Here is an 18,797-nt window from a genome sequence, read left to right as displayed (position 1 = left end):
GTTCGTGAACGCCTTTGTTGCCGATCGGCCGGGGACCACCTGGTGGACGTGCGCACGGAGTGAACTCCGGTTCCCGCCCTGACCAGCGTTCCGTACGCCGTCCTGGAATACTGCACTGGTGCGCTCGTTCGACGAAATGGTCCAAGAAGCCGCGGCGGTGCCGGTGTCCGGATCGGACTACTCCTGGCTGGAGGGACGAGCCTGCGAGGAGCGCCCACCGTGGGGATACGCCCGCATGGTGGGGGAGCGGGCATCGCGAGTCCGTCGCGTGTTGGACGCCCAGACCGGTGACGGGCAGATCCTGGCCGAGGCCTTAAGGATCCGACCCGAGGTGGTGGCGGCGACCGACAACCGGCCGGACCTGCTCGACTCCGCCCGCCGTGCGCTGGCACCGTGGAGGGCTGCGGTCGTCGCGGCGGAAGACGGGGTGCTGCCGTTCCGAGACGGGGCGTTCGACTTGGTGGTGAGCAGGCATCCCCGGATCGGATCCACGAACTGGTCGGAGGTCGCTCGGGTGCTGGCACCGGGTGGCGCGTACCTGGGGCAGCACGTCGGGTCCGGCTCAGGTCGGGAGTTGGTCGAGGCCATGCTCGGCGCCCAAGAAGTCGAGGACGGCCTGGCCGAGCGGGAGGCCGACGCGGCGCGAGCAGCGGGGCTGCGGGTGCGAGACCTGCGGAAAGCAGGCCTGCGGGCGGAGTTCGGCGACATCGGCGCGGTGGTCTACCTGCTGCGCAAGATCGTCTGGTTCGTCCCCGACTTCGCCGTCGACCCCTACCGCGAACGCTTGGCCTTGCTGGACAAGCACATCCGCGCCGAGGGCTCGTTCAGCACCCTCGCGCACCGCTTCCTCATCGACGCGCACCTCCCTCGCTGATAGGGGTATCGCCAAGCTCGCGAGGAACCGTTCTGCCGCCCTTCTTGGTGCTCCGCCTGTGAACCGCGGCACCAAGGCGGCTCGACCACGCACTCACCGGGCGACCTGCTCACGCCCGGTCGCGTTCACGGCAGCCACTTCGGCCGGACCATCGGCCGCAACCGGGTTCGTCGATGGGGTGGTCCACTGTGTCCACCCGGTTGTCCGGCACGGGTGTCGCGCATGGATCGGCGGGCGATTGCCACCCGGCTTCGGCGCAGTCAGCCAGAATGGTTACGCCATCAAGGTCGATGGCGGCGTACCAGGAGAACCACGGCGGTGAGGGTGGCCAGCGCGGTGAGACCCACGAACGGTCGTGGCAGCGTCTTCTTGTCGGTGGCCGGAGCCTGAGGCGACCGTTCGGCATCGGCCGCGAGAGCTCGGTCGGGTTCGACTGCCGACTCGGCTTCGGCGCGTTGGTCGTCGTCGAGTGCGCGGGTGTCGCGGGGCGGGAGGAACGGCTCTTGCTCCGCGGGCATCCCCTGCCTGACCTGCTTCGCGCGGGCGAGTTCCGCGTCGAGTTCGGCGCCGAGCAGGACCGCGATGTTGGAGATCCACAGCCAGACCAGGAAGCCGATGACGCCGCCAAGAGACCCGTACGTCTTGTTGTAGGAGCTGAAGTTGGCCACATAGAGCCCGAACGCGGCCGACGCCACCACCCACAACAGGACAGCGAGCAGACCGCCGGGGCTCAGCCAGCGGAACCGGGGTTGGTGGACGTTGGGCGCGGCCCAGTACAGGATCGCGAACGCCAGGCCGATCAGCAGGGCGATCACCGGCCACTTCGCGATCTCCCAGATCCGCACCCCGGTGTCCCCGATGCCCAGCAGCGCCCCTGCCCGGTCGGCGATGGCACCGGTTGCGACGATCCCGAACGCGCACACCGCCAGCAGCACGACCATGGCCGCGGTCAACCCCACCCGCAGCGGGATGGTCTTCCACACCGGCCTGCCCTCGGGCATCTCGTAGATCGAGTTCGACGCCCGCATGAACGCCCCGATGTAGCCGCTGGCCGTCCACAACGCCCCCGCGATGCCGACCACGGCCAACACCCCGGCTGCGCTGTTGCTCTTCTGCAGCCCGGTGATCGCGTCCACGATGATGTCCGAGGCCTCACCGGGCGCCAGCAGCCGGACGTTGTCGATCAACGTGCTCGTCGCGGACGGGCCGAGCAGCGCCAGCAGCGAGGTCAGCACGATGATCGCCGGGAACAGCGACAGCACCGCGTAGTAGGTCAGGGCAGCGGCCCAGTCCAGCAGGTTGTCCCGCTGGAACTCCTTGACCGTGTTGCCCAGAACAGCCCGCCACGACCTCTTCGGCAGATCCGTCGGCCCCTCGGGAACTGGCATCGCACCCCTCCGCGTAGTCCCGCGAGGTCTTCCCCGCCCCAACCCCGCGAAACCCGATCCCGCACGTCAAGCTGGGTCTCCCGCGCTCGCACCGGCCCGGGCACGCGGATGGCACCCCCGTTTCCGGAAGGTGTATCTCGCCGCCTTCTGGGACATGCTTGCGGGGTCACGACCACGAACGGAGCGAACGTGAAGCACGCCAAGCTGGGTGACCTGGTGGTGGGCCGGATCGGTCTCGGCGCGATGGGGATGTCCCACGGCTACACCGGGGCGGGCAGCGACGACGCCGAGTCCACCCGCACCCTCCACCGCGCGCTGGAGTTGGGCGTCACGCTCATCGACACCGCCGAGGTCTACGGGCCCTACACCAACGAGGAACTCGTCGGCCGGGCGCTGAAGGGCCGCCGCGACGACGTCGTGCTGGCCACCAAGTTCGGCCTGATCTCGCACACCGGTCGCGACGTCCCGGACGGCAGCCCGGCCGGCATCCGGACCGCCGTCGAGGGCTCGCTGCGACGTCTGGACACCGACCACATCGACCTCTACTACCAACACCGGGTCGATCCGAACACCCCGATCGAGGACACCGTCGGCGCGGTGGCCGAGCTGGTGGCCGAGGGCAAGGTCCGCCACATCGGACTGTCCGAGGCCGGGGTGAACACGATCCGGCGGGCGCACGCCGTGCACCCGATCACGGCGGTGCAGTCGGAGTACTCGCTGTGGACCCGCGACCCCGAGGACGGGGTTCTGGCGTTGCTGCGCGAACTGGGCATCGGCTTCGTGCCCTACTCGCCGCTGGGCCGGGGCTTCCTCACCGGCACGATCCGATCGCTCGAACAGCTCGACGCGGGCGACTTCCGGGCCACCAACCCGCGCTTCACCGGCGAGAACTTCTCCCGCAACCTGGCTCTCGCCGACGAGGTCAAGGGCATCGCGGCCGACATCGGCGCGACCCCCGCCCAGGTCGCCCTCGCGTGGCTGCTGACCAAGGGGGACAACATCGCGCCCATCCCCGGCACCAAGCGCGTCGCCCGCGTCGAGGAGAACGTCGCGGCCGACGGCGTCGACCTCACCGCCGAGCAGGTCGCCACGCTGGAGGGCCTGGCCCCGGCGTCCGGTGAGCACCACAACGAGCAGCAGATGCGGATGCTCGACCGATGACGGGGAAGGGAACCGCCGTGCACAACGTCACCCTGAACAACGGCGTCGAAATGCCGATCCTGGGGTTCGGCGTCTACCAGGTCCCGCCGGAGGAGACGGAGAAGGTCGTCACCGACGCGCTCGCCGCGGGCTTCCGGTCGATCGACACGGCCGCCGCATATGGCAACGAGGAAGCGGTGGGGCGTGCGATCAGGGGCATCCCGCGCGACGAGCTGTTCATCACCACGAAGCTGTGGGTCCAGGACAACCCCGCCGAGGAGAACACCCGGCGCGCCTTCGACACCTCGCTGCGCAAACTGGGCCTCGACCACGTCGACCTGTACCTGATCCACCAGCCCTACCGCGACGTCCACGGCCAGTGGCGTGCCATGCAGGACATCCACCGCCAGGGCCTGGCCAGGGCGATCGGCGTGTCCAACTTCCACCCCGACCGTCTCGTCGATCTGATCGAGCACTACGACATCGTCCCGGCCGTGAACCAGATCGAGACCCACCCCTTCTACCAGCGCACCGCCGACCAGGACCTCATGCGCGACCGCGGCGTCCAGATCGAGTCCTGGGGCCCGTTCGCCGAGGGCAAGAACGACCTGTTCACCCACCCGGTCCTCAGCGAGATCGGCGACGCACACGACAAATCGGTGGCCCAGGTCGTCCTACGCTGGCTGATCCAGCGCGACGTCGTCGTCATCCCCAAGTCCGTCCGCGCCGATCGGATGGCCGAGAACCTCGACGTCTTCGACTTCGCGCTCACCGACGACCAGATGGCCCGCATCGCCGCCCTGGACACCGGCGCCTCGCAGTTCTTCGACCACCGCGACCCCGGTATGACCGTCCAACTGGGCAACCACCGCCTGACCGACTGACCTACCGGCTCGGCTTGGTCGCCGGAGGGGTCGGGAGCAAGCCCGACCCCTCCGGCCCGGGTCAGGCGTTGATGACCTTCTGGTCGTCGCCCGCGGCGGCGATGGCGATCTTGCGCGGCTTGGCGCGCTCGGCGACCGGGATGCGCAGGGTCAGCACACCGCGGTCGTAGGCGGCGCTGATGCGATCGGTGTCCAGGGTGTCGCCGAGGAACAGCTGCCTGCTGAACACGCCGCTGGGGCGTTCGGCCACCTGGAACTCGACGCCGTCGGCGCTGTCCTGGGGCCTGCGCTCGGCCCGCACGGTCAGCACGTTGCGCTCGACGTCGAGGTCGATCGCGTCCGGGTCCACGCCGGGCAGGTCGAAGCTGACCACGAACTCGTCACCGGCGCGGTAGGCGTCCATCGGCATCGAGCTCGGTCGGGACCACGTCCCCTGCGCGCCCGCGAAGACCTGCTGGGCGATGCGGTCGAACTCCCGGAACGGGTCGGTGCGCATCAACATCGTTCCACCTCCTGGTTGTCGTGTCGTCAACGCGCACCACAGTTCTAACACGTCGTCAGATGGATGACAAGTGTGGTGTCGCATTAGCGATGACGATCTGTGTGTCGTCTGGCTTGAGCTACGATGTCGTCCCCACGATGACGGATGAGGTCCGATGGGCGACGACCGAGACGACGCGCGATCCCACCTGAGTACCGGACCCGCGGGCCAGGACGACGCGATCGGCGATCTCGCGCTGGTGCACGCGGTCGCCGAGCAGGGAACAGGCGAGGCCGAGGACGTGCTGGCCGCGCTCACGCTGCTGCGCCACATCCGCGACGAACTGGCCGGGTGGGAACCCAGGCTCATCGAGGCCGCGCGGGACGCCGGGGTCAGCTGGGCCCGGATCGCGCCCGCGCTCGGTGTCGCCAGCAGGCAGGCCGCCGAGCGCCGCTACCTGAGGGTCCGGCCGGACGGCACGACGACGAGCACCGGTGAGCAGCGGGTCCGCGCCGAACGCGACCGCCGCGCGGGGGACAAGGCGGTGGTGCGCTGGGCGCGTGACAACGCTGTCCTGCTCCGCAGGCTCGCCGCCGCGGTCAGCGTCGTCGACGACCTCGACCACGACGGCCAACGCAGCGTCGACGACGTCACCACCGCACTCGGCGGCGCCGACACCGCCGACCTGCTCAGCCCGCTCACCGACGCGGGCCCGCACCTGCGTGACGCCCACCCCGACCTGGCCGACCGCATCACAGCCGTCGCCGACCAACTCGACCGCGCCCGACATGACGCGGGTTCCTGACTGACGTCACCCGGGCGGTGCGGCGCGATGTTTGCCCGCTCCTGGCGCGGGCACCCGGGCCACCCAGGGAACTCGGGAGAGGAGCCACCAATGACCCGTGCGAGCGATCGGGTGATCGGCACCGTCGTGGTGCTGGACCCGGCTGACACAGCCACCCACGGCGCCCTGCCCGGCACGTGGCGCGAGTTCGCCCGAACCCGCGACGTCCGGTGGATCGGGCAGGACGAGGACGCGCCTGCCCGGGTGGAGCACGAGCTGGCCGGTGTGGACGGCGCCGTGGCCCTGGTGGCGGCGGGCACAGCCGCGGACACCGCGCTGGCCGTGGCGCAACGCCGCCCGGAGAACCTCGTGTTGGTCCTGCTGGTCGACCCGGGCGCCGCGGGCACCGTCCCCGGAGCCCCGGCGCTGGCGGCCAACGAGGAGTGGATGCACCGCATGACCCGGCGACGCGCCGACCTCGCGGCGGAGGACATCGACGTCCGGCTGGTCGCGGTGAGCACGGGCGGCTCCGAAGACCGCGTCACCGCCCCACTTCCCTTGGGACACCCCGACGTGGTGGTGGCGGTCGAGTCCGCCCTCTCGCACCCCACGCGCGAGTCGGCCGACCCCGAGGACTTCGCCGAGTCGGTGGGCATCGACCCCACCCCCGATCAGGTTGACGAATACCGCGCACGAACCGAACACCCGTGACAATGGGTCAGACTTGGACCGAGAGGAGCGGGTCGTGCGCGTTGCGGTGGTCCAAGCGGCGGCGCCGCTGTTCGAGTTGTCGAGCGGGCTTGACCTGTTCGAGGTCCTCCTGCGCCGGGCAAGGGAGTCCGGAGCGGAGCTAGTCGTCTTCCCAGAGGCGTTCCTCGGCGGCTACCCCAAAGGCGCGTCATTCGGCGCGACCGTCGGCGACCGCACACCTGAGGGCCGCTCGTTGTTCGCGCGCTACCGGAAATCAGCCATCGAGGTACCAGGCGAGACGTTCGACCGCGTGCGTGCCGAGGTAGCCGCCGCGGGATGCCTAGTCGTGGTGGGCGTGGTCGAGCGATCGGGCCACACCCTCTACTGCTCATCGCTGCTGTTCGACCACACGGGCGCCCTACTCGGCCACCACCGCAAGCTCATGCCCACCGGCGTCGAGCGCCTGATCTGGGGCCAAGGCGACGGCTCCGACATCGCAGTCATCCCCACCGACATTGGCCGCATCGGCATGGCGATCTGCTGGGAGAGCTACATGCCGCTCTACCGCGCGGCCCTCTACCAGCAGGGCGTCGAGTTCTACTGCGCGCCGACCGTCGATGCCCGTGACGTCTGGACGGCGACCATGCGGCACATCGCCGTCGAGGGCCGCTGTTTTGTGTTGTCGGCCAACCAGTACGCCACTCGCGGCGACTACCCCGCCGACTACCCGGTCCCGCCGGACCAACCGATGATCAACGGCGGCAGCTGCGTCGTCGACCCCTTCGGCGAACTCCTCGCGGGCCCCGTGTTCGGCCACCCCGACCTGCTGATCACCGACGTCGACCCCGGTCTCCTCGACGGCGCCTACCTCGACCTGGATGTCTCCGGTCACTACTCCCGCCCCGACCTCCTGCGCCTCGACCGCACCTCCACGCCACCCCGCGCCGTCACCAGTCGACGGGGTCCGGGCTGAACCGAGCCGTCCTCGGGTCGCGCTCGGTCCCCAACCGCTCCACCAGCGGTCCGTACAGCTCAGGTCGGCGCGCTGCCAGCCACCGGCGGCCGGTCGACAAGGGGACCAGGTTCAAGTCGAGGTCGGCCAGGACGAGTTCGTCGCCCGCGGCCCAGGTCTCGGCCACGACGCGGCCGTACGGGTCGATGACCATCGCGTTGCCGGTGCGGACCTCGTCGTCGTCCCGGCCGACGCCGTTGGCGAACACCACGAACAGCCCGTTGTCGTGCGCGCGGGAGGGCAGCCACCGCATCAGCCACTCCCGGCCGTTGGCGCCGCGGAAGGCGTCCTCGACGGCCCGGGGGTCGTTGTGGCGGTTCTCCCACACCGACAGCGGGATGGGCTTCATGCCGTGCGGGCTGCGCGAGTGCGTGCCCCCGGTCTGGTGCGGAGCGAGCAGCACGGTCGCCCCGGCCAGCGCGCAGGCCCGCACGTTCTCCACCAGGTTGTTGTCGTAGCAGATCAGGACCGCCATCCGCGCCCACGGCGTGTCGAACACGGTGTAGCCGGACCCGCTGGAGATGGCCTCGTGCTCGAACGCGTGCAGCTTGCGGTGCACGTGGACCACACCGTCGGGCAGGCACACGGCGTAGGAGTTGAACAGCCGCTCGCCCGCGCTCTCCAGGAAACCCGCGCCGACCCCGATCCCCAGTTCACCGGCAAGATCCCGTAGCGCGGCCACCAGGGGACCGTCCGACGGCTCCGCCAGGTCCCACAGCTCCTGCCGCGTACGTCGGCGCAGGTGCCAGTAGCCCACCAGGCACATCTCCGGGCACACCACCACACGCGCACCCGCGTCAGCCGCCGCACCCGCGAACCGACGAACCTGCCCCAGGTTGTACGCCTTGTCGCCGTCCCGGTGCTCGAACTGCACCGCACCCACCCTCACCACATCGGCCATGGCAGCAGCCAACCGCACCCCATCACCGTTGTCGACTGTCCTGATAGGACTACGCCCCGAGGACGACAGGCTGTCGCGGGGGAGACCTGGCCGTTGACGGCGGTACCTCCCTCCGCGGGGGCTCGACACGGCTCGATACCCTCAGGCCGTCCGGCGTACGGTTGACCCTCGGTCGAGCCCGTCGCCCGAGTTCGGAGGAGTGGCTCGTGGTCGGTAGCCGCAAGGCGCTGCTGATAGCGACAGACGTGCACGCCGACGCCTTGTTCCGGGGTCTGCGCGGCACCGCGGGGGACGCCGAGGCGTTGGCCGGGGTGCTCCAGGACGAGACCATCGGCGGCTACGCGGTGCGGACCTCCCACAACGAGCAGGCCCACGACGTGGCGCTCGCGATCAACGACCTGTTCGCGGACGCGCGTCGTGGCGACGTCGTGCTGCTCTACATCTCCGGTCACGGCGTCAAGGACGACGCCGGGCAACTGCACCTGGCGATGACCAACTCCCGCTACGACCGGCTCGAGGCGACCGCGGTGTCCGCCCGGTTCATCCGGGACCAGATGACCCGCAGCCGCGCCACGCACATCGTGGTCTGGCTCGACTGCTGCTATGCCGGGGCGTTCCCACCGGGCGCGCTGCACCGCGCGGTCGCCCAGGACGTGGACGTGGTGCACCGGCTGAGCGGGCGTGGTCGCGTGGTCATGACGGCGTCCTCGGCCATGGAATACGCCTACGAGACCACCGACCACCCGGACCTGGTCAGCACAGGCGGGTACGACAACAGCCGCGGGGTGTTCACCCAGGCGCTGGTCCGGGGCCTGCGCAGCGGTGACGCGGACCTCGACGGCGACGGTGTGGTCGACTCCGACGAGCTGTACCGGTACGTCTTCGACGAGGTGGAGGCGAGCCCGTTCCAGCAGACCCCGCGGCTGGACAGCCAGCTCCAGGGCAAGCTGGTCATCGCCACGAGCGCGCGCGGCCCGCGGGTCCCGGACGGTCTCCCCGCCGGGGTCGCGCAGGCGCTGGACAGCCCGTTGCCCGAGGTGCGGTTGGCCGCTCTCCGGCACACGGTCGTCCAGTTCGAGTCCGGTTCTCCCGTGGGACAGGACCAGGTGCGCGCGCTGCTCGACGGCCTGCTCGTCGACGACGACGCGACGGTCGCCGAAGCCGCCGCCACCGAGGTGCGCCGCTTGTTCGCCCCGCCGCCGGTCGAGGAGCCCGCCGCGCCGCAGTCCTTGGACGAGCCGGTCCACGAAGACGTCCAGTCCGCCGTCGACCCGCCGCGGAAGGGTCGGCGGCGGTTCGCGATACCGGTGGCGGCCGCTGTTCTCGCCCTCTCGCTCGTCACCGCCGTCGTGATCATCCTCAACCGCGAGAACGCGGCGGGAGGCCAATCCGCTGATCGCGGCACCACCGCCCCCGCATCGCCGTCCACCAGCACCACGACCACGGACAACCGGATACCCAAGGCCACCGACCTGGTCTTCACCGCCGCGGTGGAGCCGATCACCGGCTATCGGATCGGTGACAGCCGGATCGACGGCGGGGTCCAGAACATCTCGATCCGCGAGATCACGACCGGCGAGATGGCCAGCAGGTCGGCGGCGTGGGTGGCGGTCTACCCCAAGGGCGGCTACGACGCGACCGAGGGCAAGACCGGCGAGGCCGTCACCGTCGCGGGGAAGTCGGGGTACTACTCACCCGCGCTGACCGATGAGGGGACCGAGCAGATCCCGGGCGGCGCGTTGCACAAACCCGCTGTCATCGTCGAGTACGCCCCGGATTCCTGGTACGTCGTGCAGACCGACGACCAGATTCCCGTTGCCCGCGACACAGTCCTGAAGGTGGGCGCGGCTGTCCGCCTCGGCATCACCAGACCCATGCGGTTCCCGACTCGCTTCGGCTACCTGCCCCCGACCCTGCACCCCTGCGGCGGCGCGGACGGCCTCGACCCGGCCCGGGTCAACCAAGAACCCTGGCAAGCAGCGATCGACCTGTGCGACGACCGCTACGGCAAGCGGGACCAAGTCTTCTTCGAGGACGGCCCCGCCGTCAACATCAGCTTCTACCAGGACCGCACGAACCAAGAGCCCAATTGGACCACCCAGGTCAACGGCCACCGCGCCCACGTCGAGGACACCTCAGCCGCCCTCGACTGCACCGACTACATCCTGACCATCGACGTCAAACCCACCCACAAGGACCGGTACGGGAAGGCCGAACTCCAGAAGATCCTGGAGAACCTGACCATCCAAAGCCTGAAGACCAAACCAACCTGGTTCGACGCCCCAACCGCGCTCCGCCCTTGAGAGCCTCGCCCGTGTTGGGTCGAACGGGTGAGCATGAGACGGCGCATCGCGGGTATAGCGAGGGGTGTGGGTCCGACTGGATGAGGGGTGAGGGGCAGTGCTGCTGGACGGGATCAACCACATCGCGCTGGTTTCCAGGGATATCGAACGGCTGCGTGACTTCTACCGGGAGGTCTTCGAGGCGGAGGTCGGCCCGACCGAGCCGCACGGCGTCAAGGACGGCGAGACGATGACGATGATCCGCATCGGGCCGCACACCGAACTCAACGTGGTCACCATCGAGGGCAACCCCGAGCCCGACCGGCAAACCCCGATGTGGGGCCGCGGCAGGCTCGACCACTTCGGGCTCCAAGCGGCCTCCGCCGAGAGCTTCGAGATCATCCGCCGGCGCTTGGTCGACCGCGGCGCCAGTGACGGCACCGTCAACGACTTCGGCGCCGTCCTCAGCGTGTTCTTCCGCGACCCCGATGGCCTGGAAGGCGAAGTGCTCATCGGGAAGTAGAGGGCGGTCAGACCGATCCCCTGATCCGGCGTTGGCGACGATGCGCCAAGTCGTGGAGTCCTGAGTCGACGGCGTCCCAGGGCAGCGAGGGATGAGTCCGCTGACGGGGCAATTGCCGCGCCGCAGGGATGGAGCGGTCGATGCGCCGTCCCGTGTGGATTGGTCGCGGTGACTGCGGGCGCCCGGGCAGTGTTCATCGCGGGTTCTCCCGTGGTTGGTGTGGCCGGGTACTCGGCGGAGGCCAGTGGGTCGACGTGGAGGGTGTTTGGGATGGACGTGTCACTGATCGTCGTGGTGGTGGTGATCACCGCGTTGGCGTTCGACTTCACCAACGGGTTCCACGACACGGCGAACGCGATGGCGACGTCGATCGCGACCGGGGCGCTGAAGCCCAAGGAGGCGGTCGGAATCGCGGCGGTGCTGAACCTGGTGGGGGCGTTCCTGTCGATCGAGGTGGCCAAGACGATCAGCAGCGGGATCGTGGACGAGACCAGGATCGGGCCCGCGGTGATCTTCGGTGGGCTGGTCGGGGCGATCGTGTGGAACCTGCTGACCTGGCTGGTCGGGCTCCCGTCGAGTTCCTCGCACGCCCTGTTCGGCGGGCTGATCGGCGCGGTGTGGGTGGCGTCCGGGTCGGACGCGGTCCGGTTCACCACCGTGCTGGAGAAGGTCGTGGTCCCGGCCGTCGCGTCGCCGTTGATCGCGGGCCTGGTGGCCATGATCGCGACGTTCCTGGCCTACCGGATCACCCACCGGACCGGCGAGGACACCCGCCGCCGCGGGTTCCGGGTCGGTCAGGTGGTGACCGCGTCACTGGTGGCGCTGGCGCACGGGACCAACGACGCGCAGAAGACGATGGGGGTGATCACGCTGACCCTGATCACCGCGGGATCGCTGCCCGCCGCCGCGGGTCCGCCGCTGTGGGTGATCATCTCCGCCGGGTCGGCGATCGCGCTGGGCACCTACCTCGGCGGCTGGCGGATCATCCGCACCATGGGCCGGGGCATCACCGACATCGGGCCACCGCAGGGTTTCGCGGCCGAGGCGAGCGCCGCCGCGGTGATCCTGACCTCGTCGCACGTGGGCTTCGCGCTGTCCACCACGCACGTGGTCTCCGGCGGCGTGATCGGCTCCGGCGTGGGCAGGCGCCTGGCCGAGGTCCGGTGGTCCACCGCGGGACGGATGGTGGTGGCCTGGGCGCTGACGTTGCCCGCCGCGGCCCTGGTCGGCGCTGGTGCGGGCTGGGTCGCAGGCACGGGCGCCGCAGGCACCGTCATCGTGGCGATCGCGGCGGCGGCCATCTGCGGCGGCATCTACTGGCTCTCACGCCGCAACCCGATCAGCGCCCACAACGTCAACGACGCCGCGACCGTGTGACCCAGGAGCCGACATGCACATCAACTGGAACGGACTCGGCGAGGTCCTAGTCGTCGCCCTCACCGCAGGTGTCGGCCTGGTAGTGCTGGCCGCGCTCGGCATCAACGCCTTCGACTACCGAACACGAGCACTCGACCGCGGCACGTCGACCGTCGTCGCCACCGCCACGTCCGCACTGTGCGCGGTGGCCTGCGTCGCCTTGATCGGCTACGGCATCTACCTGACCGTCAACAAGTGATGTTGTCGGGAAGATGAGGAATGTCTGGTTGTGATCGCGGTGTGCGGGTATGTGGGACGCATGAGCGACAACGATCTCCGCACCGCGGCCGAGATGTTCCCCGAGTTGTCCGGTGAGGTCGACGTCCGGTTCCTCGATGGCGAGGAGCCGGTGTTGCTGCGCGCCGACGGGGCCGAGGTGGACACGTGGCGGGAGAACTACCCGTTCACCGAGCGCCTCGGGCGGCAGGAGTACGGGCCCGCCAAGAGGTTGCTGCACATCGAGATGCTCAAGCTGCAGCACTGGGTCCAGGACACCGGGCAGCGGGTGGTGATCGTGTTCGAGGGTCGCGACGCGGCGGGCAAGGGCGGGACGATCCGGCGGTTCACCGAGAACCTGGATCCGCGCGGGGCGCGTGTGGTGGCGCTGGGGACGCCCACTGAACGCGAGCGCGGCCAGTGGTACTTCCAGCGCTACGTCGCCCACCTGCCGACGGCGGGGGAGATGGTGCTGTTCGACCGGTCTTGGTACAACCGCGCGGGCGTGGAACGGGTGATGGGGTACTGCGACTACGAGCAGTACGAGCGATTCCTGGTGCAGGCACCGGTGTTCGAGCGGATGTTGGTCGAGGACGGGACCATCCTGGTCAAGCTGTGGTTCTCGGTGTCGCGCGCCGAGCAGCGCACCCGCTTCATCATCCGGCAGGTCGACCCGGTCCGGCGGTGGAAGCTCAGCGAGAACGACCTGGCCTCGCTGGACCGCTGGGACGACTACACCCAGGCGAAGGTCGCGATGTTCCGGGCGACCGACACCTCCGACGCTCCCTGGACGGTCGTCAAGAGCAACGACAAGCGCCGAGCCCGCCTGGAAGCGATGCGCAGCGTGCTGGCCCGCGTCGACTACGCCGACCGCGATCTTGACATCGTCGGAGAACCGGATGGGCGCGTCGTCGGTGCCGCGAACACGTTGCTGGAGGAAGGCGAGGACGACACATCACTGAGCCCGACGCCGATCGCCCCAGACCTCACCGACGCACCAGGGCTGCACCCACCGAGGAACTCCACGGCCACGATGTAGCGCTTTGCGGCTCGTGGCGAGCCCGAGGTACTTGTGGCGCTCACCTCTTTAGTCCTTTGAGGACAACGGATCGGTTGTGAAAAAGACCTTCCGCGTCCCCTGCACCTGCTGTCGTTGGGCCACATCATCGTCACCGGCAACCGAACCGCATCGGCCTGCACCGCCGTCTCCGTCATCCTCGTCGGCTGCCTCTGACCCAGCCGCGGGTGCCCGGCGAACATCACTTCCGCCGGGCACCCGCGACCGCGTTGTCGCTTATGTGGGCGCGGGTGACGTCTCCTGGCAGTACGGCGATCCGCACTGCCAGGAGCCGCTGGTCAAGGGGTGGGTTCGAAGGTGGGGGAGATCAGGTAGTTGCTGTCGAGGTAGACCTGGGTCGGCGGGTCGGTGAAGCCCGACATGCTGTAGCCGAAGACTCCCGCGCCGCCGAGGTCGTCGTGGATCGCGGTGATGGGGCCCTGGGTGATCCGCTCGGTGAAGTAGTTCTCCGCGACCGGGTAGTACGGGCCGCTGAAGTGGTAGGAGACCGTGTACGGCCGGTATGGCGCCAGTCGCACGCCGGGGGAGAACGTCACCTGGCCGGTGGTCAGGTCCATGTCCGCGTAGGCCAACCGTTCGTTGTCGTCCCACAGGTAGCCTCTGGCCCAGGTGACCTCCGGGCCGAGTCGGGCAGTGAACCCGGTCAGCGTGCCAGGGCGGTCGACGAAGAAGCGGAAGCCCAGGTCGGGGCTGTAGGGCTCCTGCACGTCGAAGACCGGGCTGCCTTCCTTGGGCGGACTGGTGAACGTGCAGGGGCAGGTGACCGGGCCGGGCGGGGTCGTCGGACCGACGCGGACGTGGTAAGTGCGCGGGTCGCCCCACTGGTCCAACCACGCCGCCCGGGTGACGACCTTGAGCGGACCCACCTCGGTCGGCGTGTGCGTGAGGCTCCACTGGCCGCCGTGGTCGAAATGGGCCCAGGTGGCGCCACCGTCGAGGGAGACGTCGGATCGGGTGGTTCTGGTGCCCTCGCTCTCGAAGGAGCCGCCCACGATGGTGATCGGCTGACCGACCGGGACCACGGTCTCGCGGCTGGGGCTGGTGATCCACAGGAACGGGGCCGGGTTGGCGGCGGCGGCCGACGCCGGGACGAATGGGAGAAGGGCTGCGGTCACCGCGACCGCGGCGAGTGTGCGCAACCTGCGGGACATCATGTCCTCCAGATGGGTCTCATGGCTCGAAGACTGGGAACCCGGTAGTTGGTCCCCTGGAAGGTCTCTCGGCTGGCTGCTTCGCCGCAACGGCGGTCAACGCGGCGGGCAGGACGAGTGCTACCAGCGCCTACACGTTCCTGCGGAGCACTCGCCCTCCAGCTACCCACAGTCGAAACCGTTGGGCGACAAGCTATCGGAGCACATGCCAGGCCGAACGCGCCCAGACGGGTGACATCCCGTCCGGGCCCGCGGGCCGATGGTCACGGCTCGACCGATTTCCGCTGGCTCGTCACCCGCCGTAGACGGAAGAGGTGGTCTCCGCAGAACCGATCGTCCAGATCGACACGGTTCGGGCAGGGACGATCACCTGTCGTCGTAGTGACCGGGTTTCGAGGTCGACCCGGTCATACCGCACTTTTCCGGGATCAAGGCATGGATCTCGCGCATGATCCGCAGTTGCGGGCTGTGGAACGCCGCTGGTGCCACGGTGATGCCCGCGGCGCGTTCACCCAGCGACACCGGCAACGCGGTGCCGGCGATGCCCCGGCGGACCTGGAGGTACTGCTCGACGTCACCTGGTGTGCCGCGCAGCCGGTTGATCGCCTCGTGGGCGTGTGCGGCGAAGTAGTACTCCCACTCGTGGGCCACCCGCGTCGACCACCCCGCAGCCGCGCTGTCGGTGCTGCGGCGCCACAGGTCGGCGAACGCGGACGAGCACGGGTCGTGGCCTGCCTGGGCGCCGTGGACGATGTCGATCAGGCGCTGGCACACTCGCGCCACCTGGTCGGGCGCACGTCCCAGCGGGCCGTCGAACTGGTCGTCGAAGACGAAGAAGAACGCCATCGCGTCGGTGCACAGGTCCAACCCCGGACCGGTGGCGTCGGGGAAACCGTAGGCGGCCAGCAAGGGCATGTCCCACGACGAATACCACCGCACCGACCGCTCACCGCCCACCAACCCGTGCTCGCGCACCCAGTCGAGGTTGCGTAAGCGGGCGGCATCCCAGTGCGGGTTGACCCGCAGCGGAAAGGGCAGGTCGAACACGGTGTCTTGTGGCATCGAGGTCCCCTCACGGTGAACCCGAAGAGTAGGTCCCACCACCTCGCGGTCCAGCCGCGCGTGCGGTGATCTACCTGGTCGCCGCCCCGACGGGCACGATCGCCCCACCCTGATGACAGGACGAGGGTTTCCGCGCGATGGCGGCATTTCGAGTTCGTCTAGTTCGATGGGACCTACGGGGCTACTGTCTAGGGCCTGCGAGCCGCTGATCGCCGGCCGCTCGTGAGATCCACGCTGGGGGGGCGTTTCGCTGTGGGATCAGGCTCTCCGGTATCTGGGGACCAAGGGAGGAAACAGTGAGATCCAGCAAGAACTTCCGCGTCGCCGCGGCGACTATGAGCACGGTCGCCGCTCTCGCTCTAGCAACCGTGGTCGCCCCTGCGGCGACAGCGGAACCGGTGGGGTCGCTCGCGTGCGGGTGGGACCCGGACGCGCCGAAGAACCAGGCCTGGTACAACCACTGCGCGACCTCAGGCAGCGTGGTGATCCGCATCGAGAAGCACGGCAAGCCGGGGACCAACCGCTGCATCCCCCCTGGCCGGTGGTACCTCGGCCCACTCAACATCATCAAGTACGCCTGGTACACCGGAAAGACCTGCTAGACCACCGGCCTCGGACTCGCCTGGAGCGAGTCCGAGGCCCTGCAACGCACTCCGCACTCGAACAATGCGCGTCAGCAGGCAGGCGGGTGTGCGGGTCAGCCCGGCATTGGTATTCGCCACAGGCCCGTCCAGTGCGTCCTCCGGTACGTGCCGCCACGAAGTAGTCCGGGCAGGCCGTTTCTGCAGCCGGTCGTGTGGGGCTAGGTTGCGGGGATGACTGCTGGTTCCTCGTCCGAGTCGGTGATGCCCGTGGCCGACTATGTGAAATCGTTGTCGCGCAAGCGGATGGCTGCGGACGCGGGGTTTCGTGATCGCGATGACCGGGTGTTGCGGGTGGAGCCGACCTACAGCCGAACTGGGCGGTTCCGGGCGGGGCGGTGGAGGCCGGGAGTCACCTAGGAGTGAGCCGGTCGGGAGTTGGTGGAGGAGTTGGGGCTGCCGATTGATCGGGTGGGGCGGTAGCTGGTGGTCGACCACGTCCACGCTCACGATGCCCTGCAGGGCGACCACCTCGGCACCCTGGTCCGTCGACCGCGCCGCGCCCGCGGCCCGACCCTGCGGGATCTGGGTCACCTGTGCGGCTACTCCGACTCCACGCTCTCGCGCCTCGAGACCGGCCGCCTCGGCCGCGTTGCTGGGCTTGGTCGGCGCGATCGTCGGCGGGCAGGCGCTGGCCCGCTCACGCCGCGGAGCGCGTTCGTCGGCGTAGCGCAGGGTGAGCGGGCAGGGGCAGCGGCGTTGCCCGGGTGGCTGCTCGCTGCCGCCAGGATCGTGATCAGGTAGTAGCGCAGCACGCCGAATGATGAGAACCAGACCACCGACTGCGGACCGGCCGTGATCAGGAGTACGGAGAAGATGACGGCGAGGGTGATTTCGGCGTGGTGGGGCACCGGTAGCGAGGATGTACGGCCGCCCGCGTTGAGCACCTCGACAACGGGGAGCGCGGTGCGCCAGCAGTGCCTCGGGCATCTACGATGGGGTGCTGTTCCCGTGCACACAAACGGCACCGAGCCACTCGTGATCTCCGCGGTCGCCCCGGCGCCTGCCCGAGTCGCAAGCCGGCCCGCAGGGCGCGGGGTGTAGACGACTGTTCGGCGGAAAAACCACCCTTCGGCGTGTCCTGATACGGGTGGGAATTCACCTTGGATCTTTTGTCTATAGAGGACTGTTGTATTGTCATCGAGTCGTCCTATTGTGCACAATGCGAAAGCTGTTCGGATTTCGTCGTGCTTGCGGGTTTACCTCGATCGTCGGGCGTTTCGACAAACGAGAATCGGTCGGCCTTGTGGGTGATGATGTGCAACCGGCAAAAACGTGGATGACAGTTCCGGTGCGGCTATCGCGGGATCGGGGTGTGAATAGCTAGCTTGGGAGAGCTTCGCTAATACGTCGGAGGGAGATGCCGGTGGTCGGGGTGACCGGGTTGTCCGGCCGGATCGCGTTGGTCACCGGTGCGGCGCGCGGGATCGGTGCCGCCATCGCGGAAGCACTGGTCCACGAAGGCGTATCCGTTGCCGGGGTTGACATCGATGTCGACGGGCTCAAGGCGGTCGCGGACCGCACCGGTGGGTCGGTGGTGCCGTTCCCGGTCGACGTCACCGACCAGGAGTCGTTCGCGCGAGTGGTGGAAGAGGTCGAGAGAGACCTCGGGCCCCTCGACATCGGCGTGTCCGCGGCGGGAGTGCTGCTCCCGGCTTCCGTCGGTTCGACCAGGACCGGGGACTGGGTGCGGACATTCGAGGTCAATTCGACCGGGGTGTTCTTCGTGCTGCGGGAAATTTCCCACCGCATGGTGCCGCGCGGGCGTGGTGTACTGATCACCATCGGCTCGAACGCGGCAGGTGTGCCGCGCACAGGAATGGCCGCCTACGCGGCGTCCAAGGCGGCGGCCACGATGCTCACCCGGTGCCTCGGTCTCGAACTCGCCGGATCGGGTGTTCGCTGCAACATTGTTTCGCCTGGCTCGACCGACACCGAGATGCAGCGCGCGCTCTGGACCGAGGGCAACGGACCGGAGCGGGTCATCGCGGGCGACCCGGCGCAGTTCCGCGTCGGTATCCCGCTCAAGCGCATCGCCGCCCCCGCCGATGTGGCTGACGCCGTGGTTTTCCTGGTCTCCGACCGCGCACGGCATATCACGATGCAGAACCTCTACGTGGACGGTGGCGCCACCCTGTGCGCTTGATCGCCTGACCGGGCCGCGGCGCGATCGGCCGTCCGGTTGTCAGCTGGACAAGACGAGCGAATGGGCGCGACGCGGAGCGCTCCTCGGATGTGCTCGGCGTGGCTCGATCCGCTCGCATGAAGGGAACT

19 protein-coding genes are annotated in these 18,797 nt (G+C 69.1%); 14 read left to right on the top strand and 5 right to left on the bottom strand.

What is annotated here, in order from left to right; translation table 11 throughout:
* The first annotated feature begins 118 nt into the window (after nucleotides 1-118).
* Entirely contained in the window at nucleotides 119-874 is a 756-nt protein-coding gene (locus tag LV79_RS17545; protein ID WP_253838042.1) for a class I SAM-dependent methyltransferase, read from the top strand.
* Nucleotides 875-1,155: 281 nt separating this feature from the next.
* Here LV79_RS17545 and LV79_RS17540 read toward each other — a convergent pair whose 3' ends face one another.
* Nucleotides 1,156-2,262 (bottom strand): YihY/virulence factor BrkB family protein, encoded by a 1,107-nt coding sequence (locus LV79_RS17540; protein ID WP_253838041.1) that lies wholly within the window; start codon nucleotides 2,260-2,262, stop codon nucleotides 1,156-1,158.
* A gap of 189 nt (nucleotides 2,263-2,451) precedes the next feature.
* Between LV79_RS17540 and LV79_RS17535 the strand changes: the two genes are divergently transcribed.
* Both LV79_RS17535 and LV79_RS17530 read left to right on the top strand, forming a co-directional pair.
* A complete protein-coding gene (locus tag LV79_RS17535) occupies nucleotides 2,452-3,423 on the top strand; it encodes an aldo/keto reductase (protein WP_253838039.1) in 972 nt (323 codons plus the stop codon).
* The gene (locus LV79_RS17530) at nucleotides 3,420-4,286 is read left to right on the top strand and encodes an aldo/keto reductase (RefSeq protein WP_253838037.1); all 867 of its coding nucleotides are present in this window, start codon (nucleotides 3,420-3,422) and stop codon (nucleotides 4,284-4,286) included. Before LV79_RS17535 ends, LV79_RS17530 begins: the two co-directional genes overlap by 4 nt.
* Nucleotides 4,287-4,347: 61 nt before the next feature.
* On the opposite strand, the gene LV79_RS17525 is transcribed toward LV79_RS17530, so the two are convergent.
* On the bottom strand, nucleotides 4,348-4,788 hold the full coding sequence (locus LV79_RS17525; RefSeq protein WP_253838035.1) for an Hsp20/alpha crystallin family protein: 441 nt from the start codon (nucleotides 4,786-4,788) through the stop codon (nucleotides 4,348-4,350).
* Nucleotides 4,789-4,942: 154 nt separating this feature from the next.
* Between LV79_RS17525 and LV79_RS17520 the strand changes: the two genes are divergently transcribed.
* The 3 genes from LV79_RS17520 to LV79_RS17510 all read left to right on the top strand — a co-directional run bounded on the left by LV79_RS17520 (nucleotide 4,943) and on the right by LV79_RS17510 (nucleotide 7,214).
* On the top strand, nucleotides 4,943-5,572 hold the full coding sequence (locus tag LV79_RS17520; RefSeq protein ID WP_253838034.1) for an HSP18 transcriptional regulator: 630 nt from the start codon (nucleotides 4,943-4,945) through the stop codon (nucleotides 5,570-5,572).
* A 90-nt stretch (nucleotides 5,573-5,662) separates the two neighbouring features.
* Nucleotides 5,663-6,262, top strand: a complete 600-nt coding sequence (locus LV79_RS17515) for a hypothetical protein (protein WP_253838033.1) — start codon at nucleotides 5,663-5,665, stop codon at nucleotides 6,260-6,262.
* A gap of 34 nt (nucleotides 6,263-6,296) precedes the next feature.
* Nucleotides 6,297-7,214, top strand: coding sequence for a carbon-nitrogen hydrolase family protein (locus LV79_RS17510; RefSeq protein ID WP_253838032.1), 918 nt, complete (start codon nucleotides 6,297-6,299; stop codon nucleotides 7,212-7,214).
* Here the strand turns inward: LV79_RS17510 and LV79_RS17505 are convergent.
* The gene (locus tag LV79_RS17505; RefSeq protein ID WP_253838031.1) at nucleotides 7,189-8,154 is read right to left on the bottom strand and encodes a nitrilase family protein; all 966 of its coding nucleotides are present in this window, start codon (nucleotides 8,152-8,154) and stop codon (nucleotides 7,189-7,191) included. The genes LV79_RS17510 and LV79_RS17505 overlap by 26 nt on opposite strands.
* A 206-nt stretch (nucleotides 8,155-8,360) precedes the next feature.
* Here LV79_RS17505 and LV79_RS17500 point away from each other — a divergent pair, with 206 nt between their 5' ends.
* From LV79_RS17500 to ppk2, 5 genes are all read left to right on the top strand, one after another.
* A complete protein-coding gene (locus tag LV79_RS17500; RefSeq protein ID WP_253838030.1) occupies nucleotides 8,361-10,457 on the top strand; it encodes a caspase family protein in 2,097 nt (698 codons plus the stop codon).
* A gap of 97 nt (nucleotides 10,458-10,554) precedes the next feature.
* The gene (locus LV79_RS17495) at nucleotides 10,555-10,959 is read left to right on the top strand and encodes a VOC family protein (protein ID WP_253838029.1); all 405 of its coding nucleotides are present in this window, start codon (nucleotides 10,555-10,557) and stop codon (nucleotides 10,957-10,959) included.
* 270 nt (nucleotides 10,960-11,229) lie between these two features.
* A complete protein-coding gene (locus LV79_RS17490; protein ID WP_253838027.1) occupies nucleotides 11,230-12,336 on the top strand; it encodes an inorganic phosphate transporter in 1,107 nt (368 codons plus the stop codon).
* A gap of 13 nt (nucleotides 12,337-12,349) precedes the next feature.
* Entirely contained in the window at nucleotides 12,350-12,574 is a 225-nt protein-coding gene (locus tag LV79_RS17485) for a hypothetical protein (RefSeq protein WP_253838025.1), read from the top strand.
* Between the two features lie 60 nt (nucleotides 12,575-12,634).
* Complete coding sequence (ppk2, locus tag LV79_RS17480) at nucleotides 12,635-13,630, top strand: polyphosphate kinase 2 (protein ID WP_253838023.1); 996 nt, start codon at nucleotides 12,635-12,637, stop codon at nucleotides 13,628-13,630.
* A 317-nt stretch (nucleotides 13,631-13,947) separates the two neighbouring features.
* On the opposite strand, the gene LV79_RS17475 is transcribed toward ppk2, so the two are convergent.
* Nucleotides 13,948-14,820: a DUF4082 domain-containing protein gene (locus LV79_RS17475; RefSeq protein ID WP_253838020.1), complete on the bottom strand. Its 873-nt coding sequence runs from the start codon at nucleotides 14,818-14,820 to the stop codon at nucleotides 13,948-13,950.
* Between the two features lie 366 nt (nucleotides 14,821-15,186).
* Nucleotides 15,187-15,882, bottom strand: coding sequence for a terpene synthase family protein (locus tag LV79_RS17470; protein ID WP_253838018.1), 696 nt, complete (start codon nucleotides 15,880-15,882; stop codon nucleotides 15,187-15,189).
* Between the two features lie 296 nt (nucleotides 15,883-16,178).
* Between LV79_RS17470 and LV79_RS17465 the strand changes: the two genes are divergently transcribed.
* The 3 genes from LV79_RS17465 (at nucleotide 16,179) to LV79_RS17455 (ending at nucleotide 18,669) form a co-directional block, all read left to right on the top strand.
* Nucleotides 16,179-16,484, top strand: coding sequence for a DUF6355 family natural product biosynthesis protein (locus LV79_RS17465; RefSeq protein WP_253838016.1), 306 nt, complete (start codon nucleotides 16,179-16,181; stop codon nucleotides 16,482-16,484).
* A gap of 465 nt (nucleotides 16,485-16,949) precedes the next feature.
* A complete protein-coding gene (locus tag LV79_RS17460; protein WP_253838013.1) occupies nucleotides 16,950-17,267 on the top strand; it encodes a helix-turn-helix domain-containing protein in 318 nt (105 codons plus the stop codon).
* Nucleotides 17,268-17,898: 631 nt separating this feature from the next.
* The gene (locus LV79_RS17455; RefSeq protein WP_253838551.1) at nucleotides 17,899-18,669 is read left to right on the top strand and encodes a 2,3-dihydro-2,3-dihydroxybenzoate dehydrogenase; all 771 of its coding nucleotides are present in this window, start codon (nucleotides 17,899-17,901) and stop codon (nucleotides 18,667-18,669) included.
* The last annotated feature ends 128 nt before the right edge of the window (nucleotides 18,670-18,797 follow it).

It is taken from the genome of Actinokineospora globicatena (assembly GCF_024171945.1).
Classification (GTDB): Bacteria; Actinomycetota; Actinomycetes; order Mycobacteriales; family Pseudonocardiaceae; genus Actinokineospora; species Actinokineospora globicatena.
The sequence above is the reverse complement of the archived record's forward strand: the minus strand, read 5'-3'. Positions and strand labels throughout refer to the sequence as shown.

Excerpts from the sequence above, each read along its gene's own strand:
- LV79_RS17470 (WP_253838018.1), bottom strand. The coding sequence starts at position 15,882 with ATGCCACAAGACACCGTGTTCGACCTGCCCTTTCCGCTGCGGGTCAAC.
- LV79_RS17530 (WP_253838037.1), top strand. The coding sequence starts at position 3,420 with ATGACGGGGAAGGGAACCGCCGTGCACAACGTCACCCTGAACAACGGC.
- LV79_RS17525 (WP_253838035.1), bottom strand. The coding sequence starts at position 4,788 with ATGTTGATGCGCACCGACCCGTTCCGGGAGTTCGACCGCATCGCCCAG.
- ppk2 (WP_253838023.1), top strand. The coding sequence starts at position 12,635 with ATGAGCGACAACGATCTCCGCACCGCGGCCGAGATGTTCCCCGAGTTG.
- LV79_RS17475 (WP_253838020.1), bottom strand. The coding sequence starts at position 14,820 with ATGTCCCGCAGGTTGCGCACACTCGCCGCGGTCGCGGTGACCGCAGCC.
- LV79_RS17515 (WP_253838033.1), top strand. The coding sequence starts at position 5,663 with ATGACCCGTGCGAGCGATCGGGTGATCGGCACCGTCGTGGTGCTGGAC.
- LV79_RS17520 (WP_253838034.1), top strand. The coding sequence starts at position 4,943 with ATGGGCGACGACCGAGACGACGCGCGATCCCACCTGAGTACCGGACCC.
- LV79_RS17485 (WP_253838025.1), top strand. The coding sequence starts at position 12,350 with ATGCACATCAACTGGAACGGACTCGGCGAGGTCCTAGTCGTCGCCCTC.
- LV79_RS17540 (WP_253838041.1), bottom strand. The coding sequence starts at position 2,262 with ATGCCAGTTCCCGAGGGGCCGACGGATCTGCCGAAGAGGTCGTGGCGG.
- LV79_RS17505 (WP_253838031.1), bottom strand. The coding sequence starts at position 8,154 with ATGGCCGATGTGGTGAGGGTGGGTGCGGTGCAGTTCGAGCACCGGGAC.
- LV79_RS17490 (WP_253838027.1), top strand. The coding sequence starts at position 11,230 with ATGGACGTGTCACTGATCGTCGTGGTGGTGGTGATCACCGCGTTGGCG.